At 63.3% G+C, this 18,324-nt stretch carries 13 protein-coding genes; 2 read left to right on the forward strand and 11 right to left on the reverse strand.

Features of this window, described 5'->3' with window-relative positions; all coding sequences use genetic code 11:
* Window positions 1-90: 90 nt before the first annotated feature.
* From ACWPMZ_RS08790 to ACWPMZ_RS08815, 6 genes are all read right to left on the reverse strand, one after another.
* Window positions 91-2,139 carry a hypothetical protein gene (locus ACWPMZ_RS08790; protein WP_455703629.1) on the reverse strand — a complete coding sequence of 683 codons (2,049 nt, stop codon included), beginning with the start codon at window positions 2,137-2,139 and terminating at the stop codon, window positions 91-93.
* On the reverse strand, window positions 2,136-2,609 hold the full coding sequence (locus ACWPMZ_RS08795; RefSeq protein WP_455703630.1) for a hypothetical protein: 474 nt from the start codon (window positions 2,607-2,609) through the stop codon (window positions 2,136-2,138). The genes ACWPMZ_RS08790 and ACWPMZ_RS08795 overlap by 4 nt, the downstream gene beginning before the upstream one ends.
* Window positions 2,606-3,331 carry a hypothetical protein gene (locus tag ACWPMZ_RS08800; protein WP_455703631.1) on the reverse strand — a complete coding sequence of 242 codons (726 nt, stop codon included), beginning with the start codon at window positions 3,329-3,331 and terminating at the stop codon, window positions 2,606-2,608. Before ACWPMZ_RS08800 ends, ACWPMZ_RS08795 begins: the two co-directional genes overlap by 4 nt.
* Before the next feature lie 328 nt (window positions 3,332-3,659).
* Window positions 3,660-5,477, reverse strand: a complete 1,818-nt coding sequence (gene lepA, locus ACWPMZ_RS08805; protein ID WP_455703632.1) for a translation elongation factor 4 — start codon at window positions 5,475-5,477, stop codon at window positions 3,660-3,662.
* A 56-nt stretch (window positions 5,478-5,533) separates the two neighbouring features.
* Window positions 5,534-7,762: an EAL domain-containing protein gene (locus tag ACWPMZ_RS08810; RefSeq protein ID WP_455703633.1), complete on the reverse strand. Its 2,229-nt coding sequence runs from the start codon at window positions 7,760-7,762 to the stop codon at window positions 5,534-5,536.
* Between the two features lie 111 nt (window positions 7,763-7,873).
* Window positions 7,874-10,591 carry an EAL domain-containing protein gene (locus tag ACWPMZ_RS08815; RefSeq protein ID WP_455703634.1) on the reverse strand — a complete coding sequence of 906 codons (2,718 nt, stop codon included), beginning with the start codon at window positions 10,589-10,591 and terminating at the stop codon, window positions 7,874-7,876.
* 129 nt (window positions 10,592-10,720) lie between these two features.
* Between ACWPMZ_RS08815 and ACWPMZ_RS08820 the strand changes: the two genes are divergently transcribed.
* Window positions 10,721-12,037 (forward strand): FAD-dependent oxidoreductase, encoded by a 1,317-nt coding sequence (locus tag ACWPMZ_RS08820; protein ID WP_455703635.1) that lies wholly within the window; start codon window positions 10,721-10,723, stop codon window positions 12,035-12,037.
* Here the strand turns inward: ACWPMZ_RS08820 and dnaN are convergent.
* From dnaN to ACWPMZ_RS08840, 4 genes are all read right to left on the reverse strand, one after another.
* A complete protein-coding gene (gene dnaN / locus ACWPMZ_RS08825; protein WP_455703636.1) occupies window positions 12,034-13,161 on the reverse strand; it encodes a DNA polymerase III subunit beta in 1,128 nt (375 codons plus the stop codon). The two genes, ACWPMZ_RS08820 and dnaN, sit on opposite strands and share 4 nt — an antisense overlap.
* A 180-nt stretch (window positions 13,162-13,341) precedes the next feature.
* A complete protein-coding gene (fabG, locus tag ACWPMZ_RS08830) occupies window positions 13,342-14,103 on the reverse strand; it encodes a 3-oxoacyl-[acyl-carrier-protein] reductase (protein ID WP_455703637.1) in 762 nt (253 codons plus the stop codon).
* A gap of 2 nt (window positions 14,104-14,105) precedes the next feature.
* Window positions 14,106-15,041: an ACP S-malonyltransferase gene (gene fabD, locus ACWPMZ_RS08835; RefSeq protein ID WP_455703638.1), complete on the reverse strand. Its 936-nt coding sequence runs from the start codon at window positions 15,039-15,041 to the stop codon at window positions 14,106-14,108.
* 42 nt (window positions 15,042-15,083) lie between these two features.
* Window positions 15,084-15,890: an LD-carboxypeptidase gene (locus ACWPMZ_RS08840; protein WP_455703639.1), complete on the reverse strand. Its 807-nt coding sequence runs from the start codon at window positions 15,888-15,890 to the stop codon at window positions 15,084-15,086.
* Between the two features lie 54 nt (window positions 15,891-15,944).
* Here ACWPMZ_RS08840 and ACWPMZ_RS08845 point away from each other — a divergent pair, with 54 nt between their 5' ends.
* Window positions 15,945-17,366, forward strand: coding sequence for a glutamate ligase domain-containing protein (locus ACWPMZ_RS08845; RefSeq protein WP_455703640.1), 1,422 nt, complete (start codon window positions 15,945-15,947; stop codon window positions 17,364-17,366).
* Here the strand turns inward: ACWPMZ_RS08845 and ACWPMZ_RS08850 are convergent.
* A complete protein-coding gene (locus tag ACWPMZ_RS08850; protein WP_455703641.1) occupies window positions 17,363-18,313 on the reverse strand; it encodes a DUF808 domain-containing protein in 951 nt (316 codons plus the stop codon). The two genes, ACWPMZ_RS08845 and ACWPMZ_RS08850, sit on opposite strands and share 4 nt — an antisense overlap.
* Window positions 18,314-18,324: the final 11 nt, after the last annotated feature.

The raw sequence follows: 18,324 nt of genomic DNA on the forward strand, positions 1-18,324 counted from the left end.
TCTCATCCCTCGAAGCCCTTTTTGCCAGTTCTTCGGCGAGCTCATGTCGGTGGAGCGAATGGTGGAGACCCGGGGTGCGGCGCTACGTGGTTAGGTCAAGGGCTTCAGTATGAAGCCATCTATCTCATGAATGGTCGCTCCTGAGTCCGCTACCGCGTCGCGAACCTTTTGTCTCTGCTGGGAAGTCGTCACGATCACCTGGAATTCGGACTTCACGTGTCGAGACGACCACCGGAGCATTTCGTGAAGATCGATGTCTTTCATTTGCTGCTGGCCCGGTTCGTCAAAAACAAGAAAGCCCAAATGATTCAGCCTCGCCGATTGCGCAAGTGATAGAATTGCCAAGTAGTAAGCCCACTTCAACCGAATCCCATCACTCGCAGAAGCTTCGAATCCTATATCACGAAGCTGAAGCTCTTCATCTTCTGACCGGGTAAGAACTTGAGGACGAAAGTCGTCCTCCGATAGTCCGATTTCATTAGATTTGAGTGACGAAAACCCAAATTTTCTCAAGAGTTCTTGAAGCGCCGTGGTGAGGTTAGTCACTTTGTTGCGATCTTGAAGGGTAAGGCCCCCCAAGCCGAGTTTATTCAATTCCGTGCGAGTTTTGGCTGCCGCCTCCGCAATCTCGCGCAGCGAGTCGATCTGCGCATCGATGCGTTCCTGAATATCTAACCACCGATCTAATAATGTTTCCCTTCGGACTATCTCTTCAAGCCGCGAGCGAGTTGGACTAGAGTTAGGCCTAACCAAATCATCCTTAATCGCTCTTATTCGTCCTCGAGCCTCTTCGATTTCGTTATTCAAGCTCTGATACTTAACCCTTAATTCATCAATATGGTCGTTTGCATACCCCTGACTTGAACGGTAAAGATCAAGTTGGTTACGTACAAAGAGAATGTTCTCTTCAATTCCCATCGTTTCAACAGAGATAAGCGGGAGCAGTTCAGAGTTGACCCCCTGTTTGCAAGTTGGGCATTGCCCTGTCGCCGCATGCGTTCCCAACGTCGAACCGAGGTCCTCAAGTTTCTTGGCGTCAAGGTTTCGCTTGAGGTCAATTTCAAGCGCCGACACTCTGCGTTGGAACGCATTGCGTTCCTCGACCGCCAAGTCAAAATCTTGCCTGACTAGGGCGAGGTTTCCGCTTATCTCGGCGTAGCGCTTCTCGGCTGCTTTCAAATCCTCTCTAAGTTGATCGACTTTGGGCCCGACATCCTCAATCTCGTTCTGATCAAGCTCCGTAATTTCGCGGCGCATGATGGAAACAACATCCTCAACCGGCATCCACTCACCTGCATGGAACGCAGTCAGGCGCCCGACACCCTCTGCCGCAAAGTCCTCGTTGGGCTTGTGCGGAATGCCAGCCACTCGAACAAGCCGTCCAGCATCATCGATTACATCCTGTCGACGGCTTGCAAAGTGCGCCTCAATCCCAGCTAGCTCCCTCCTAAGTTCTGCTCGCCTACGTCGTGTCCTACCTGCATCTAAGTCTAAGACAAATTCCATCACGCGGCGAGATAAGTCCTGAATCCCAAGGTAGGTCGGCAGGGGGCCTAGCGTGGTGCTCCAGCCCCGCTTTTGCTCGACGAAAAACATTGGAATGAGCGTCTCTAGGTACAAAATTCCTTCAGCCCCGTCGAAGCGCGGAACCTCCGGCAATTCCCATCCGATGAAATTCGCGAGATGATGGTGGAAACCATCTTCCCGGATGGCCGCCCCAGGATCGTACAAAAAGAAGTCTCTCTCAGAAGCTTCACCGTTTGGAATCTGATCGATTGGCCTTCGCCACGTCCGGACAAGCTTCTTGTCAGAACCTCCTCGTATGTCACGGCGGACGGTGAGCACTTCTCCTTTAGAATTACGCAATTCGAGCATAACGAATGAGCGAATGACCTGCTCATATTTGCTGTCCGGCGTTTCCTCAATTTGCTCCCGCATGGCGTACGGAAGCGGAACCTGTCGGCCCGGACTCAAGGCTCCTTCCATACCCAGGCCAAAAATGATGGATTGCACGGTAGTTGATTTGCCGGAGGTGTTGTCAGCTTGGATGATATTCAGGCCGCCTGAAAGACTGATGTCAGCACCAAACTCCCTCGTATCGGTGATCGACCTGAGGCGCACTTTGGAAACCTGGATCACGAACCGTACCTTCCAAAGCCTATCAGTGCAGACACGAATGCCTCAGACGCGTTTTTAGACAAGTATCGAACGTTCTCTTCATTTAATCCTTCGTAATCGGCATTGTTTGAAATTGCCCGCTCCGCAACCTCGCCTTTAGGAAGTAGTTGCACATACATTTTACCGCCTGATGCTTCCCATCGAGCAAAGCCCTCTCCGATCAAAAAGTCGACAGCGCGACTAAGTGCCGGCTCGACGCGCAAGCGCCAATCAAGCATCGGGCGCCGCTCATTCATCATGTCGAGAAGTTTTAAGCGAGATCGTTCCGAACGAGTCGCGTCATTCAGAACGTGCAGCTTCGCCATGGAGGCTTTCTTCGAGCGGCTGGCTGCCAGGATGATCAATAAGAGAGCTATCCGCCAAGAGATTCTCAAATCACCTGCGCAGGGCTTCGGCCTCTCGCGGAAAACAATTTGTTCGCTCTCTGTCATGTCGGATCAAAATCCAACGGGCACTCGATGAGCCATTGGCCTATCTGGCCATGAGCAATGGCCGTGAGACTGGTTGGTTCGATCGAAGGTAGTGAATCGGCTAATGCTCCACGCAATGCGGCCCTTTCAGAGTTGAGATGAGTTGCTGCCACGGCAGAGGCTCCAGAGCCAGTCACCAAGCGCTCTTCTTCCAAGAGTATCGTACGCATAGCCCTGTCCCAAAGCTCGGGCATTTCCACCCTCATTTGGTCGAGCAGGTTTTCGCTACGTAGAGCCGCCTTGATAAGAGTCAGTTTCTGCTCTGCGCGCCGATCCTCGGAGAAATGTGGGAAACCTCTCAAAAGCTTTTCATCGAGCCGATCGGACAACGTAGACAGGGCCGTAACAACGTCGCCGGCTGTAGGGTCGTTTACCCGAATGACCGCGCCGACATTCTGTTGGCGAAGCCTTGTGATTTCGGTTTGAAAATCGTCGGGGCAATGGACTAGGCCGTAGAAGCTGCTGTCGAGATACGAAACACCGAGATTGAGAATTTCTTTCGCCTTCCCTCCGACGTATTTAACGACATCTTTATCGTCTAAGAAAGGGCATAGAAGTATCCACCTCTTAATCACTAGTCCGTTGAGAAGATCCTCGATATCCTTCTCGTTAGATTTGAGTTTCTTCAAATCCCGGTAAGCTTTTCGTTTCATGGCGCTGGCCGCCTTCGAGGTGTCGCTCACCTCTTGCGGTGCGTACGATTGGTAGCAACAGCCGTCCAACGTGAAGCACTCTAGACCCGCATCCCCTCGAACCATGTCGGGGACTAGTTGGACGTTAGCTGCTCCATGGCGCTCTTGGACTAATCGAAGCGAGAAATGCTCCCAGTCCTTTCCCTCCCATCGTCGGGGTATATTTTGCAAAAGCAATGACGCACTCCCCCGTCCAGCTAAGCCATGAGTGGAAAGAACTTAATTCGCCTAGATCATTCCGTCAAAGTCCATCGAGCGAATTCCAGCAAAGAGTCCGGTTACGTACCGTTTCGCATATTCAATTCCGCTAGCGCAGCGTCTACTCCTCCCCCATCCGCAGCGCCGCGATAAACGCCTCCTGCGGAATGCTCACGTTGCCATACTCCCGCATCCGCGCCTTGCCCTTCTTTTGCTTGTCGAGCAGTTTCTTCTTGCGGCTGATGTCGCCGCCGTAGCACTTGGCGGTGACGTCCTTCCGCAGGGCGGCGATGGTTTCGCGGGCGATGACCTTGCCGCCGATCGCGGCCTGGATCGGGATCTTGAACAGGTGGCGGGGGATGAGGTCCTTCAGGCGCTCGCACATGCCGCGGCCGCGTTCCTCGGCCACCGCGCGGTGGACGATCATGGATAGCGCGTCGACCGGGTCGCCGTTGACCATGATCGACATCTTCACCAGGTCGCCTTCGCGCAGGCCGATCTGTTCGTAATCGAAGCTGGCGTAGCCGCGGCTGATCGATTTCAGGCGGTCGTAGAAGTCGAACACCACCTCGTTCAGCGGCAGCTCGTAGGTCACCTGCGCACGGCCGCCCACGTAGGTCAGGTCGGTCTGGATGCCGCGCCGGTCCTGGCACAGCTTGAGGATCGAGCCGAGGTATTCGTCGGGCGTGTAGATCGTGGCCTTGATCCACGGCTCCTCGATCGTCTCGATACGGCTGGGATCGGGGTAGTCGGCCGGGTTGTGCAGCATGATCGTAGCCGCGTCGTCGGTGCGGCTGGCGCGCAGGACGATGCGATAGACCACGCTGGGCGCGGTGGTGATGAGATCGAGGTCGTATTCGCGGGTCAGCCGTTCCTGGATGATCTCGAGGTGCAGCAGGCCGAGGAACCCGCAGCGGAAGCCGAAGCCGAGCGCGGCGCTGGTCTCCATTTCGTAGGAGAAGCTGGCGTCGTTGAGGCGCAGCTTGCCGATCGATTCGCGCAGCTTCTCGAAGTCGGCCGCGTCGACCGGGAAGAGGCCGCAGAAGACCACCGGCTGGACGTCCTTGTAGCCGGGCAGCGCCTGGGTTGCGCCGTTCTTGACCGTGGTGATGGTGTCGCCCACGCGGGCCTGCTCGACCTCCTTGATCTGCGCGGTGATGAAGCCGATCTCGCCCGGGCCGAGTTCGGGCAGCTCGACGCGCTTGGGGGTGAAGGCGCCCACGCGGTCGACCAGGTGCTCGGTCCCGCCCTGCATGAAGCGGACCGGCAGGCCCTTCTTGAGGACGCCGTCGAGCACGCGCACCAAGATGACCACGCCGAGGTAGGGATCGTACCAGGAATCGACCAGCAGCGCGCGCAGCGGGGCCGCGCGGTCGCCCTTGGGCGGGGGGATGCGGGCGACGACGGCTTCCAGCACGTCCTCGATGCCGATGCCGGACTTGGCGCTGGTGAGCACCGCTTGCGACGCATCGATGCCGATGATGTCCTCGATCTCGGCCTTGACCTTCTCGGGCTCGGCGGCGGGGAGGTCGATCTTGTTGATGACGGGGACGATCTCGTGGTCGTGCTCGATCGACTGGTAGACGTTGGCGAGGGTCTGCGCCTCCACGCCCTGCGCCGCGTCGACCACCAGCAGCGCGCCCTCGCACGCGGCGAGGGAGCGGCTGACCTCGTAGGCGAAGTCGACGTGGCCGGGGGTGTCCATGAGGTTAAGCTCGTAGGTCTGCCCGTCGGACGCGGTGTAGGCCAGGCGCACGGTCTGCGCCTTGATGGTGATGCCGCGCTCGCGCTCGATGTCCATGTTGTCGAGCACCTGCTCGCTCATCTCGCGCGCGGTCAGTCCGCCCGTGGCCTGGATCAACCGGTCCGCCAGGGTCGACTTCCCATGGTCGATGTGGGCTATGATCGAGAAATTGCGGATCAGGGAAAGGTCGGTCATCGGGGGCCCTTAGCGGCGCCCCGCCCTGCTGTCAGCAAACTCTCGCAAAGGGCGCGCTAGGCGGCGCGGCTGGCGCCCATGCCGACATCGACCTGCATGAAGCGCCGGGCGTTCGACCTGCTGCCGCCACGCCTTTCGGGCAGGCCATAGTGCCCCGCCGGCAAGGCGGCGAGCGGCATGCCGGCCGCAGCGAGCAGGTAGGGCGAGATGCGGTGGCGTGTGCACAGACCGTCGGCGCCGTCGCTGACCAGCGGCATCTCGAACTCGACGCCCTGTGTGGCATCCTGAGAGCGCCGGACCGTGCACACGGCCAGTTGCCCCTCGCCCAGATCGAGCACGAGCGGCGTGCCCACCGGAACCTCCAGCAGCCCCTCGATCATCGCCCCCGAACGCGATAGGTTGCGCAGCACCGCTTCATAGCGGTGATCCTCGTGGATCACGCCGATGCGGCGGAACACCGTGCGGCGCTGCGAGCGGGCGCGTTCCGGCCCGTTGGGAAGGTAGCGGAAATTGCCGTCGGCCAGCTTTTCCAGCAGTTCCTGCTGCGGCACGGCGCGCGAGAAGATGAAGCCCTGGATCAGGGTGGCGCCGCGTTTGCAGACGAGTTCCAGCTCGTCCATCGCCTCCACCCCTTCGGCGGTCGTTTCCATGTCGAGCGCCTGGGCCAGGCTGACGATCGCGGCAATGATCGCCGAGTTCGAATTGTCGTTCTCGGTCGAACCGCGAACGAACGACTGATCGATCTTGATCTTGTCGAAAGGCGCCTTGCGCAGATAGCCGAGCGAGGAATAGCCGGTGCCGAAATCGTCGAGCGCAAGGCGCACGCCGATCTTCTTCAGCCGGTTGAACATCGCATCGGTCGCCTCGGCATCCCCCATGAAGACGCTCTCGGTGATCTCCAGCTCGAGCCGGTCGGGCTTCAGTCCGGACGACGCCAGCGCGCTCGTGACGACCATCGGCAGATTGTCCGAACCGAACTGGTGCGCCGAGATATTGACCGAGACCGTCAGTTCCTCGGGCCATTGGGCCGCATCCTCGCAGGACTTGCGCAGCGCCCAATCGCCAAGGGTGACGATCAGGTTCGTCTCTTCGGCGATGGGAATGAACACGCTGGGGCTGATCGCCCCTCGCTCGGGGTGATCCCAGCGCATCAGTGCCTCGAAGCCGCGGACCTCGTGCGTCTTGGCGCAGACGACGGGCTGGTAGTGCATCTGCAGTTCGCCGCGCGTGAGCGCGTCGCGCAGGTCTTCCTCGATCTCGCGGCGCTGCTGCGCGCTGTCTTTCAGGTCGTTGGAATAGAAGCGGTACTGTCCTCGCCCGCCGCCTTTGGCGGCATACAACGCGAGGTCGGCGCTCTTGACCAGTTCGGCGGGCTCGATCCCGTCATAGGGGGCAATCGCCATGCCGACCGACGTGCCGATGATCGCCCGGCTGCCATCCAGTGAGTACGGCTGCGAGATCATCTGGATGATACGGTGAGCGAGATCGCCCAGTTCTCCGCGATCGTCGATGTCGGGCAGGATCACCTGGAATTCGTCGCCGCCCAGGCGGCCGATTTCGCCCTTGGTGCCGATGATCCGTTCGAGCCGCTGCGCGACCTGCTTCAGCAGTTCGTCGCCCGCAGGATGGCCCAGCGTGTCGTTGACCGCCTTGAACCGGTCGAGATCGAGCATCATCAGCGCGCAGCTGCGCTTGGCCGCCTTGTAGGCGGTGAGCAGCGCCGTCAGACGGCGGCCCATGCGGTTGCGGTTGGCCAGGCCCGTCAGCGAATCGTATTGCGCCGCGCGGTTGTTGTCCCTCTGGCGCTCGAAGTCGGCGGTGACGTCGTTCGCGCCGCCGCGATAGCCGATGTAGGTACCGGTCCGATCGAACGAGGGCTTGCCGTTGATCTGCCACCAGCGGATCTGGCCATTGACCTCTACCCGAACGGTCACGTTGACGATCTTCGACCGCGCGCTCAGCTGAAACTGCAGGGGCCGTTCGGCGCCTTCGTCGCTGTCGTCCTGCTCGATGGCAAAAATCGATGACAGGGGATTTCCGGTCAGGGAAGCCGCCTCCACCCCCAAAGCTTCGCAGGCCCCGGACGAGAGATAGCTCAGGCGATTGAGTTCGTCGGTCGCCCAGAACCAGGCGATCCCGCCGGCCTCGAACTCCTCGAGCATTTTCAGGCGGCTGGCGGCGTCCTGCATTGCGTGGGCCGATCCCGCAGCACCGCCCGAACCCGACGCGCCTTCAGGGGCGGCGCCCTTGCCGCCGAAGCCCCTGAGGATTCCGCGCATCGTCATTCTCGATTTACCTTCGCAACTCGCTAGCGGTTCGACCTTCGCTTTTATGGGTCCGGAGATAGAGGCCGTGGCTTAAATATTCGCTAAATGCGGCTCCACTTGCGCGCCCTTTCAACCGGCCTTTCGCAGCTCCGCCGCCCGCCCCGACGGAACCCTGTCCCGACCGGCCGGGCTGACCGCGGGAATTTCGCGCCGGATCGGTGTGGCGAACTCCACACCCATGCGGTCATCCTGGCTCCATCGCGTCGTCGCCGTGACGCTGGCACCCTTGGCGAGCTGGATCTGGAAGATGGTCCCGACGGGCACGTTCCAGAGCCCTTCGATCATCGCGCCGCCGCTCGAGATGTTGCGCACGGTGCCGTTGTAGATTGCCCCCTGGTGATCGAGCAGGACCTTGCGCAGCGTGGTCTGGCGCGGTGCGCGTGCCGAGCGGGGACCCCTGGCGACCGCGGCGAGCCCCGTTTCCAGGCGCTCGGTCGCCGCATCCGCGGCGAGAGGCTGCTCGTAGATGTATCCCTGGACATGGCTGCACCCGTGCATTCGCACCAAGTCGAGTTCGTCGAGCGTTTCGACGCCCTCCGCGGTGGTATCCATGCCGAGCTGCTGGGCCAGGCTGGTAATGGACGCGATGATCGCGCCGTTGCGGCTCCCTGGCTCGGTCGCACCGCGAACGAAGCTCTGGTCGATCTTGATCTTGTCGAACGGCGCCTTCTTCAAGTAGCCGAGCGAGGAGTAGCCGGTTCCGAAATCGTCGAGCGCCAGGCGCACGCCGATCCCCTTCAGCGCGGCGAACATCGCGTCGGTTCCCTCGTCGTCGTTGAGGAACACGCTCTCGGTGATCTCCAGCTCGAGCCGGGCCGGATCGATCTCCGCCGACGCGATCGCATGGGTCACTATGGCCGGAAGGTTGCGGTTGGCGAACTGCAAAGGCGATACGTTGACCGCGCAGCGGACCGATTCCGGCCAGCGCGCCAGGTCGGCGCAAGCGGTGCGCAGCGCCCATTCGCCCATCTGCGAAATCAGGCCGCTGTCCTCTGCGATGGAGATGAACTTGCTGGGAGGTATCCATCCGCGCTTGGGATGCTTCCAGCGCATCAGCGCCTCGAAGCCGACGATCTGCTCGGTGGCCGTCGCAACCACCGGCTGATAGAACAACTGGAGCTCGCCGAGCTGAATGGCGGCCCGCAGGTCCTTCTCCAGCGAGGCGCGCGCTTCCGCCTCGGCGTGAAGCTCCTGCGCGTAGAAATGGAAGCGGCCCCGGCCGCCGTCCTTCGCGGCATAAAGCGCGAGGTCGGCGTTGCGGATGAGTTCCTCGCTCGTCTTCCCGTCGGCGGGCGACAGGGCGATGCCGACCGACGCCCCGATGATCGCGGTGTGTCCGTCGAGCGAATAGGGTTGAGAGAGCGAATGGATCACGCGCTCCGCCAGTTCGCCCAGGCGCCGGCGCTCGATCCGGTTGGGAATGATGATCTTGAACTCGTCGCCCCCCAGCCGGCCGACCATGCCCATCTTTCCGACCGCACGCTCCAGACGCTGCGCCACCTGCTTGAGCAAGGCGTCGCCTGCCGGATGCCCGAGGGTATCGTTGACCTGCTTGAAGCGATCGAGATCGATCAGGAAGACCGCGCAGCAGCGGTGCATTTCCTGCGGCGCGGACAGGATCTTCTCCAGGGACTGGGCCATCTGGAACCGGTTGGCGAGGCCGGTCAGTGAATCGAACGTAGCCAGGCGGGTCGCATGTTCCTGGCTGCGCCGCTTTTCGGTGAGGTCGGTGCCCGACCCGCGAAAGCCGACGAAATTGTCGAAGTGGTCGTAGATCGGGCGCCCGCTGACCGACCACCACCTCTCGTCCGCCGTGGCGGCGCGAACGGCGAGTTCCTGGAAAGCCGACCGCGCCGACAGATGAAAGGTTAGCGTTCGCTCCCCTTCCTGCGCCTGTGAGAGGTCGAACAGCGTCTTGAGCGGCCGGCCGAGAAGGTCTTCGGTTTCGCCGCCGAGCATTTCGGCGACGGGTGACGAGACGTAGGTCAACTGGGACCGGCGATCGGTTTCCCAGAACCATCCCTGGCCGGTTTCCTCGTATTCGGCGAGGATGTCGCGGGCGCGGGAATGCACCCGTTCGCGGGCTTGCCTTTCCAGTTCCTCCCTCAGGTCCATCGCGATCTGTTCGCGGCTCACGATGACCGCGATGACGAAGCTGTACGCCAGACCGACAAACGCGGTCATGGATGGGGTCGCCAGCACGAACGGAAGCCAGATCGAGATCTTTGATACGAAGATCAGGACCGGGTGGCGCCGCGTGTAAACCGCCGCCACGCCGCTGAGCAGGAGAAGCGCGGCTGTGGTCGCCTCGTCGGTCAATGGCGAGTACTCCCGCCACAATTGCATGCCCGAGGCAAACAGGACGAGAGGCAGGCTGACCGTGGCGATCGCCACCGCGTGGGCCCGGACCCCTTCCAGGTGCTGCTCGACCTGGCGCGCCCTGGCGCGCGCGAAAGTCCCCAGCATCGCGCATCCCATCAGGATCATCGCCGGGAATGTCGGGAATTCCTTCACGGTCCAGGTCGCCAAGGCGACCGACAGCAGCATGGTGACGGGAAAGAGCGGCCACCCCGCCGGCAGCCAGGTGGTCCCGACGTGCGTGGTGGCGCGGGCAGTCAGCAGCCGGGAAATTCCGGTGTTGCGGCGTGCGCCATTACGGCGATCGGCATCGCTGGGTGCCAGCGCTGCATCCGTAACGGCGGGCGACGAAACCTTTCGGGCAGGAGGGCCTGCTCGTTGCGACACCGTTTCGCGCTCGTCGCTTGCTACGTGAACGGGCCGGACCATGAGGCCGCTTTGCCTGTTTCAATTTGAGAAACGGTTAAGCCCTGTCCCAGACAGCGATTACGGGGTCCTGAGCAAACCGCTTGCGGTGGAGCCGCCCGGCTATAATCTCACGGGTCGGGAGGATCGTCCATGCGGCATATCGCGATCATCGGCTCCGGCCCCGCCGGATATTACACGGCGGAAGCGGCGCAAAAGGCCTTTGGCGAGGATGTTCGCGTGGACGTGTTCGACCGCCTGCCCGTTCCCTATGGCCTCATCCGCTCCGGCGTCGCGCCCGATCACCAGTCGATCAAGGGCGTATCCAAGCGCTACGAGAAGACCGCGCTGACCGAAAACGTGCGTTTCGTGGGCAACGTGGCGGTCGGCAGCGACGTGTCGATCCCGGAATTGTCGGCGCTGTACGACGCGGTCGTGCTGGCCACGGGCGCGCCGGCGGATCGGCCTCTTGAACTGCCGGGCGCCGAGCTGGCCAACGTGTTCGGCAGCGCCGCCTTCGTCGGCTGGTACAACGGGCATCCGCAGTTTGCCGGGCTCGATCCCGACCTGTCGGGCAAGACCGCGGTCGTGATCGGAATGGGCAACGTCGCGCTGGATGTGGCGCGCATCCTCGCCAAGACCGAAGCCGAGTTTGCCGGGAGCGACATCGTGCTTCACGCGCTCGACGCGCTGTCGCGCTCCAATATCGAGCGGATCGTCATTCTGGGCCGGCGCGGGCCGCACCAGATCATGATGACGCCCAAGGAGCTCGGCGAGCTTGGCGTGCTGGAACGGGCTGCGCCCCATGTGGAAGCGCGCGACCTGCCGGATCTGGTGGACGACGCCTTGCTCGAACCCGGCCTGCGGAAGTCGGTGACCCTTTTGCGGGGCTTCGCTGCGGTGCCGGAGCATCTGAAAGCGGAAAAGCCCATCGCCATCGAGTTCGATTTCTTCGCCCAGCCCGTCGCCCTCGTCGGCGAGACAACTGTCGAAGCCATCGAGGTCGAGCGAACGGAAGTGACGGCGGGCCGGGCCGTCGCGACCGGCGAAACCTACCGCATCCCCGCCAGCCTCGTGGTCAGCTGCATCGGTTATCGCACCCACCCCATCCCCCACGTTCCGTTCGACGAGCGCGCCGGACGCTTCGCGAACGACGAAGGCCGCATCCTGCCCGGCCTCTATTGCGTAGGCTGGGCGCGCCGCGGCCCCTCGGGCACGATCGGCACCAATAGGCCCGACGGATATTCGGTGGTCGAGAAGATCGTGCAGGACATCGATGGCGGAGTGCTCGGCCGCGGCGGCAAGGCCGGGCGCGAGGGCTTCGATCGCCTGGCCGCCGAACGCGGGCTCGACCTCGTAACCTTCCGCGACTGGAAGAAGATCGAAGAGGCCGAGGAATCAGCCGCCCGCGCAGGCTCCCCGCGCGAGAAGTTCGTCGACGTCGAAGCGATGATCCGGGCTGGCCGCTAGACCCGCATCGGCATCAGGACGTAGAGCGCGGGGCTCTTGTCGTTCTGACGGATCAGGGTCGGCGCGCCCGCGTCGGCCAGGTGCAGTTCGACAGTATCGCCATCGATCTGCCCCAGGATATCCTTGAGGTAGTTGGCGTTGAACCCGATCTCGAACCCTTCGGCCTTGTAGTCGGCGGCGATTTCCTCGGCCGCGGTCCCGTTGTCGGGGCTGGTGACCGACAGCGTGACCTTGTCCGGCTCGAGACCCATCTTCACCGCCCGGGTCCGCTCGGTGGCGATGGTCGCCACGCGGTCGACGCCTTCGAAGAACGACTTCGGGTCGAGCCTCAGCAGCTTGTCGTTACCGGTTGGAATGACGCGCGAATAATCCGGGAAGGTGCCGTCGATCAGCTTGCTGGTGAGGACCACCCCGCCCTCGCCGCCCAGCGTGAAGCGGATCTTGCTGGCCGAAAGATCGATCTGCACGCTTCCGTCCTGCCCTTCCTCGAGCAGCTTGCGCAATTCGGACACTGCCTTTCGCGGCACGATGACGTCGGGCATCCCCGCCGCGCCTTCGGGCCGCGCGATGGTGAAGCGGGCAAGCCGGTGGCCGTCGGTCGCCGCAGCCTTGAGCAGCGGCTGGTCCTCGTCCGACACGTGCAGGAAAATCCCGTTGAGGTAGTAGCGCGTCTCTTCGGTCGAGATGGCGAAACGCGTCCGGTCGATCATCTCGGACAGCAGCTTGGCCGGAATTTCGAAGCTCGTCGGAAGGTCGCCTTCGACGATGGTCGGAAAATCGTCACGCGGGAGGGTCGGCAACTGAAACCGGCTGCGCCCGGCCTTGACCGTCATGCGGTTGTCTGCCGCCTCGAGGCTGACCTGCGCCCCGTCGGGCAGCTTGCGGGCAATGTCGAACAGCAGGTGCGCCGACACGGTGATCGCACCCGCCGTCTCCACCGATGCGGCATCGAGGCTTTCGATCACCTGCAGGTCGAGGTCGGTCGCCATGATCTTCACGAGGCCATCGGCCGACGCTTCGATCAGGACATTCGACAGGATCGGGATGGTGTTGCGCCGTTCCACCACAGACTGCACGTGAGAGAGGCACCGCAGCAACTTGGCACGTTCGATTGTGGCCTTCATCGGTCCGCTTTCAACCCCGGTTGGGCGCTACGGACATCCGCACCAGTGACCAGACTGGGCCGGAGTCGCCCGCGAGCGCCGGAAAACAGTCCCGATACCCTTAACGAAAGGGACTTAGGCGGCAAGGCTGCGAGCACGTCGCAAGGGTGAAACTGGGGATAAATGCGCGCTCGCGGAAGCTTACGAAAACATCGCCATCCCGCCGTTGACGTGCAGGACCTGGCCCGTGACGTACGAGGCCTCGCGGCTGGCGAGATAGGCGACCGCGGCGCCGATCTCCGGCCCCTCGCCCATCCGGCCCATCGGGATACGCGCATTGAGCGCGTCCTTCTGCGCATCGGGCAGGGTATCGGTCATTGCCGTCCGGATGAAACCGGGCGCCACACAGTTGGCGGTGATCCCGCGGCTGGCGACTTCCTGGGCGAAGCTCTTGGTCATGCCGACGAGCCCGGCCTTGGCGGCGGCATAGTTCATCTGGCCGGGATTGCCGGTGCTGCCGACCACGCTGGTGATGGTCACGATGCGCCCGAAGCGAGCCTTCATCATCGGCCGGGCGGCCGCGCGCATCAGGCGGAAGGCGGCCTCGAGGTTGATCTTCATCACCGCGTCCCATTCCTCGTCCTTCATCCGCAGGGCGAGATTGTCGCGCGTGACGCCGGCGTTGTTCACCAGAATGTCGACCTGGCCCAGGGTATCGAGCGCGGCAGGTATGAGTTCCTCGACCTGCGTCGTGTTCGACAAGTCGCAGGTGATTTCGACATGGTCACCGCTGTCGTGCTTGAACTGGTCGTTCAGTTCCTCGCGAAATGCCCGCAGCTTCGCGCCGTTCGAGCCCGACAGCGCGAGGCGCGCGCCCTGCCCCGCCAGCGCGCGGGCGATGGAGGAGCCGATGCCGCCACTGGCGCCGGTCACGAGGGCGGTCATTCCGGTAAGGTCGAACATGCTCAGAGTTCCTTCGCCAGTGCTTCGATATCGGCCATCGTCGCCACGCTGGTGACCGTCACGTCGTCGACCGTGCGGCCGACCATCGGGCCGACGACCTTGCCGCCAAGCTCTACGAAATGCTCCATCCCTGCATCGCGCATGGCGATCACGCTTTCGCGCCAGCGGACGCGGCCGGTGACCTGCCGGACCAGCAGATCGCGCTCGGCAACGGGGTCGGTCACTTCGGCTGCAGTGACGTTGGCATAAAGTGGCAGGCGGAAAGCGCCGGGCGGAGTCCTCCCCAGCGCCTCGTCCATCGCCTCGGCCGCGGGGCCCATCAGCGAACAGTGGAACGGGGCCGAGACCGGCAGCAGGACGCCGCGCTTGATGCCATGGTCCTTCACCATCGCCACGGCGCGCTCGATGGCGCTGCGGTGGCCGGACAGGACGACCTGGCCCGGATCGTTGTCATTGGCGACTTCGCACACCTCGCCGTTCGCCGCTGCGGCGGCAAGCGCGGTCGCCTTCTCGATATCGGCCCCCAGCAGCGCGCACATCGCGCCGATCCCGACGGGGACGGCCGCCTGCATGGCCTGGCCCCGCAGCTTCAGGAGCCGCGCCGTATCGGCGAGCGAGAACGCCCCCGCGGCGGCAAGAGCCGTGTATTCGCCCAGGCTGTGCCCGGCCACGCAGTCACCCTTGTCGACCAGCGACACGCCGAAGTCGCGCTCCAGCACGCGCACGGTGGCCAAGGCGTTTGCCATGATCGCCGGTTGTGCGTTCTCGGTCAGCGTCAGTTGGTCCTCGGGCCCCTCGCGCATGATCGCCCAGAGGTTCTGGCCGAGCGCCTCGTCGACCTCCTGGAACACCTCGCGGGCGGCGGCGCTGGCCTCGGCCAAGTCGGCGCCCATGCCGACTTTCTGGCTGCCCTGGCCGGGAAACAGGAATGCTCTCATCGAAATCTCCTCACGGTCTCGCGCCTATGAAGGAGTGCGCCATCAGGCAAGGCCGAAGGGCACGATCCTGTTGGTCGCGGTGTGGCCGATCTCGGCCCGGCCCAGGAACGGTATTCCCGCCCGGGCGCACCATTTCTCGGCGATCTCCTGCGCGGTGGAGCCGAACGGTCGGTCGTTTTCGGGCACGTCGGTAACGTCTCCCAGCCGCAGGCCGGCGATACCCCCAAGGCAGTTCGCAATGTGGAAAAAGAGCCGGTCGACCGCATAGAGATGCTCCGACACTTCCTCGACGATCACGACGTGACCCGTGAGATCGGGAAGAAATTCGGTCCCGGCGAGCATCGCCAGGGTCATCAGGTTGAAGGCCACCGTGGGACGCCCGTCGAGGGTGGGTTCGAGCCCGCCGCGATCCCCGGCCAGGAAAGCGAGCGCCCGGCGGACCGTCTCGTCGCCGCCTTCACGCCTCACGTCGGTGACCATGGGTCCATGGACCGGGCGGCCGATGCCCCGCCCGTAAAGCATGGCGAGCAGGTACCCCATGTCGGAATAGCCGAGGTAGGTCTTCTCGCCCGCGGCGGGAGCCAAGCCGTCGCTCGCCGCTGCGAGGATCTGCGCCGATCCGTATCCGCCCCTGGCGAACCAGACGGCATCGAACGCGGGATCGTTGGCGCACTCCAGAAACGCCGCGAGGCGCGCGGATTCCGGACCCGCGAAGTGACCTTCTTCGAGGAAACACTGGTCGTGGAAGTACAGCTGCAGCGAGGGAAATTCCTGTGCGATCACGCCAACCTTCTCGGCGACCTCGGGCAGGAGCGGTCCGGCGGGAGCACAGATGGCGATACGGGGCATGGCGGGCTTCTAGCTGCCTTGTGCGCGGTGCGACAACCGCTTAGCGAAAGGCCGATGACCGACACGCCCGACGTTCTTTCGCGCCCCCTGTTTTTCTGCGGCATCGGCGGATCGGGCATGTTGCCGCTGGCGATGATCGCGCGCGGGCTGGGCGCCGCGGTGGCCGGGTCGGATCGCAGCCGCGACCAGGGGCGCACGCCGGAGAAATTCGCCTGGCTCGAAGCGCAAGGGTGCCAGCTCTATCCGCAGAACGGCAGCGGCATCGTTTCGGCCGAGCAGGTGCTGGTAGCAAGCGCCGCGATCGAGGACACCGTCCCCGAGGTCGCGCGGGCAAGAGAACTGGGCTGTCCGCGCATGACCCGCGCGGAGCTGCTTTCGGCGCTGTTCAATGCCTCGGCGTGCGGCGTTGCGATCGGCGGAACGAGCGGCAAGTCGACCGTGACGGGTATGCTCGGCTGGATAATGCAGGACATCGGCCGATCGCCGACGATCATGAACGGCGCGGTGATGAAGAATTTCGTCTCCGACGCGTCGCCGTTCGCAAGCGCGACAGTCGGGGATGGCGGAGTTTTCGTCTCCGAAGTCGACGAAAGCGACGGGTCCATCGCGCTGTACCGGCCGCAAGTGGCCGTGCTGCTCAACGTCAGCCTCGACCACAAGAGCTTGGCGGAACTGCGCGTCCTCTTCGGCAATTTCCTCCGGTCCGCCCAGTATCGCGCGGTCAATTTCGACAACGAGGAAGCCTGGGTCCTCGCCCGCGACATGGACAGTGTCGTGTCCTTCGGCGTCGACCACCCCGCGGCGCGCTTCGGTATTGTCGAGGACACGATCGAGGACACCGACACCGGGATCCGCGCCTTGCTGGTCGACCGCGGCGACGATGACCGGGTTCACGCCCTGCGGGTGAATATGCCGGGCCACCACAACCTGTCCAACGCGCTCGCCGCCGTGGCCGGGGCGGTCGCGGCAGGCGTCTCCCCACACGAGGCGTGCCTGGCGCTGTCGACGTTCGCCGGTCTTGGCCGGCGGTTCGACGTCATCGGGACCAGTCCGGGCGGAGTTACGGTGATCGACGATTTCGGTCACAACCCTGAGAAATGCCGCGCCACCCTCCGCACGCTAAAGGCGCGCGAAGGACGGGTCATCGCGTTCTTCCAGCCGCACGGATACGGCCCGCTTCGACAGATGGGGCAGGAACTGGCGGAAACCTTCGCCCATGAACTCGGGCCGGACGACCTCACGATCCTGTGCGACCCGGTCTATTTCGGCGGGACCGTCGACCGGTCGGAAGGAAGCCAGCGCATTGTCGACCTCATCGTCGCTGCTGGTGGCCGGGCGGAATATGTTCCGAAGCGGGCAGCGGTGGCCGACAGGATCGTCAGCCTGGCCCGCCCCGGCGACCGCGTGGTCGTGATGGGCGCGCGCGACGATACCCTGACGACATTCGCCAGGGATCTGCTTGCTCGCCTGGATTAATGCGCCCCGGGCTCGTGCCCCACTTTGAAGACTTTGTGCAGTACGAACACGATCAAGGCACCCAGGGCCAAGCCGAAGACGGCCGACAGGGCGGCTGAGGTCGTCCAGCCCAGAACGCCGGAAAGCGATCCGGTCGATACCTCGACAGCGTGCTGGATATCGTGAACCCAGTGCGCGGGCGCGCCCAGGCCGAGTTCCTCCAGCCCGTGCAGCACGATCCCGCCGCCGACCCACAGCATCGCGATGGTGCCTACGAACGACAGGACCTTGAGCAGGATGGGCATGGCATGCAGCAGCATGCGCCCCATCGCCTGGGCAGCAGACGAAGCCTTCTTCGCCAGATGCAGCCCGATGTCGTCCATCTTCACGATCAGCGCCACCGCGCCATAGACGCATACGGTCACCGCGACGCCCACCAGTGCCAAGACCACCGCGCGGGTGACAAGGGTTTCGGCCGCCACCTCGTTCAGCGTGATGGCCATGATCTCGCCCGAAAGGATCAGGTCGGTTCGGATGGCCCCGGCGGTCCGCTCTTTCTCGAACTTGGCCGGGTCTTCGATCTTGTCGTCAAGCGTCTTGCCGTGCTTTTCGCCGCCCAGCTTCTCGACGACCTTTTCGGCGCCCTCGTAGCACAGGTAGGCACCGCCGAGCATCAGGAGGGGGATGATCGCCCAGGGCAGGAACTCGCTGAGCAGCAGCGCGCCCGGCAACAGGATGATCAGCTTGTTCTTCAGGCTGCCCTTCGCGATGTTCGCAATCAGCGGCAGCTCCCGGTCGGGTGTCAGGCCGGTGACGTAGGACGGGGTCACCGCGGCATCGTCAATCACCACACCCGCGGTCTTGCTGCCCGCACGCCCCGCAGCCACGCCGACGTCGTCGATGGAGGCTGCAGCGGCACGGGCGATGACGGCAACGTCGTCGAGCAATGCGGTAAGTCCGCCGGGCATTCGGGAGTTCC

The organism is Tsuneonella sp. HG222, assembly GCF_053819185.1.

What these genes read in the sequence shown, in the direction of transcription:
- ACWPMZ_RS08795 (WP_455703630.1), bottom strand. Translation starts at nt 2,609, where the DNA reads ATGACAGAGAGCGAACAAATTGTTTTCCGCGAGAGGCCGAAGCCCTGC.
- lepA (WP_455703632.1), bottom strand. Translation starts at nt 5,477, where the DNA reads ATGACCGACCTTTCCCTGATCCGCAATTTCTCGATCATAGCCCACATC.
- ACWPMZ_RS08810 (WP_455703633.1), bottom strand. Translation starts at nt 7,762, where the DNA reads ATGACGATGCGCGGAATCCTCAGGGGCTTCGGCGGCAAGGGCGCCGCC.
- ACWPMZ_RS08815 (WP_455703634.1), bottom strand. Translation starts at nt 10,591, where the DNA reads ATGGTCCGGCCCGTTCACGTAGCAAGCGACGAGCGCGAAACGGTGTCG.
- ACWPMZ_RS08820 (WP_455703635.1), top strand. Translation starts at nt 10,721, where the DNA reads ATGCGGCATATCGCGATCATCGGCTCCGGCCCCGCCGGATATTACACG.
- dnaN (WP_455703636.1), bottom strand. Translation starts at nt 13,161, where the DNA reads ATGAAGGCCACAATCGAACGTGCCAAGTTGCTGCGGTGCCTCTCTCAC.
- fabG (WP_455703637.1), bottom strand. Translation starts at nt 14,103, where the DNA reads ATGTTCGACCTTACCGGAATGACCGCCCTCGTGACCGGCGCCAGTGGC.
- fabD (WP_455703638.1), bottom strand. Translation starts at nt 15,041, where the DNA reads ATGAGAGCATTCCTGTTTCCCGGCCAGGGCAGCCAGAAAGTCGGCATG.
- ACWPMZ_RS08840 (WP_455703639.1), bottom strand. Translation starts at nt 15,890, where the DNA reads ATGCCCCGTATCGCCATCTGTGCTCCCGCCGGACCGCTCCTGCCCGAG.
- ACWPMZ_RS08845 (WP_455703640.1), top strand. Translation starts at nt 15,945, where the DNA reads ATGACCGACACGCCCGACGTTCTTTCGCGCCCCCTGTTTTTCTGCGGC.
- ACWPMZ_RS08850 (WP_455703641.1), bottom strand. Translation starts at nt 18,313, where the DNA reads ATGCCCGGCGGACTTACCGCATTGCTCGACGACGTTGCCGTCATCGCC.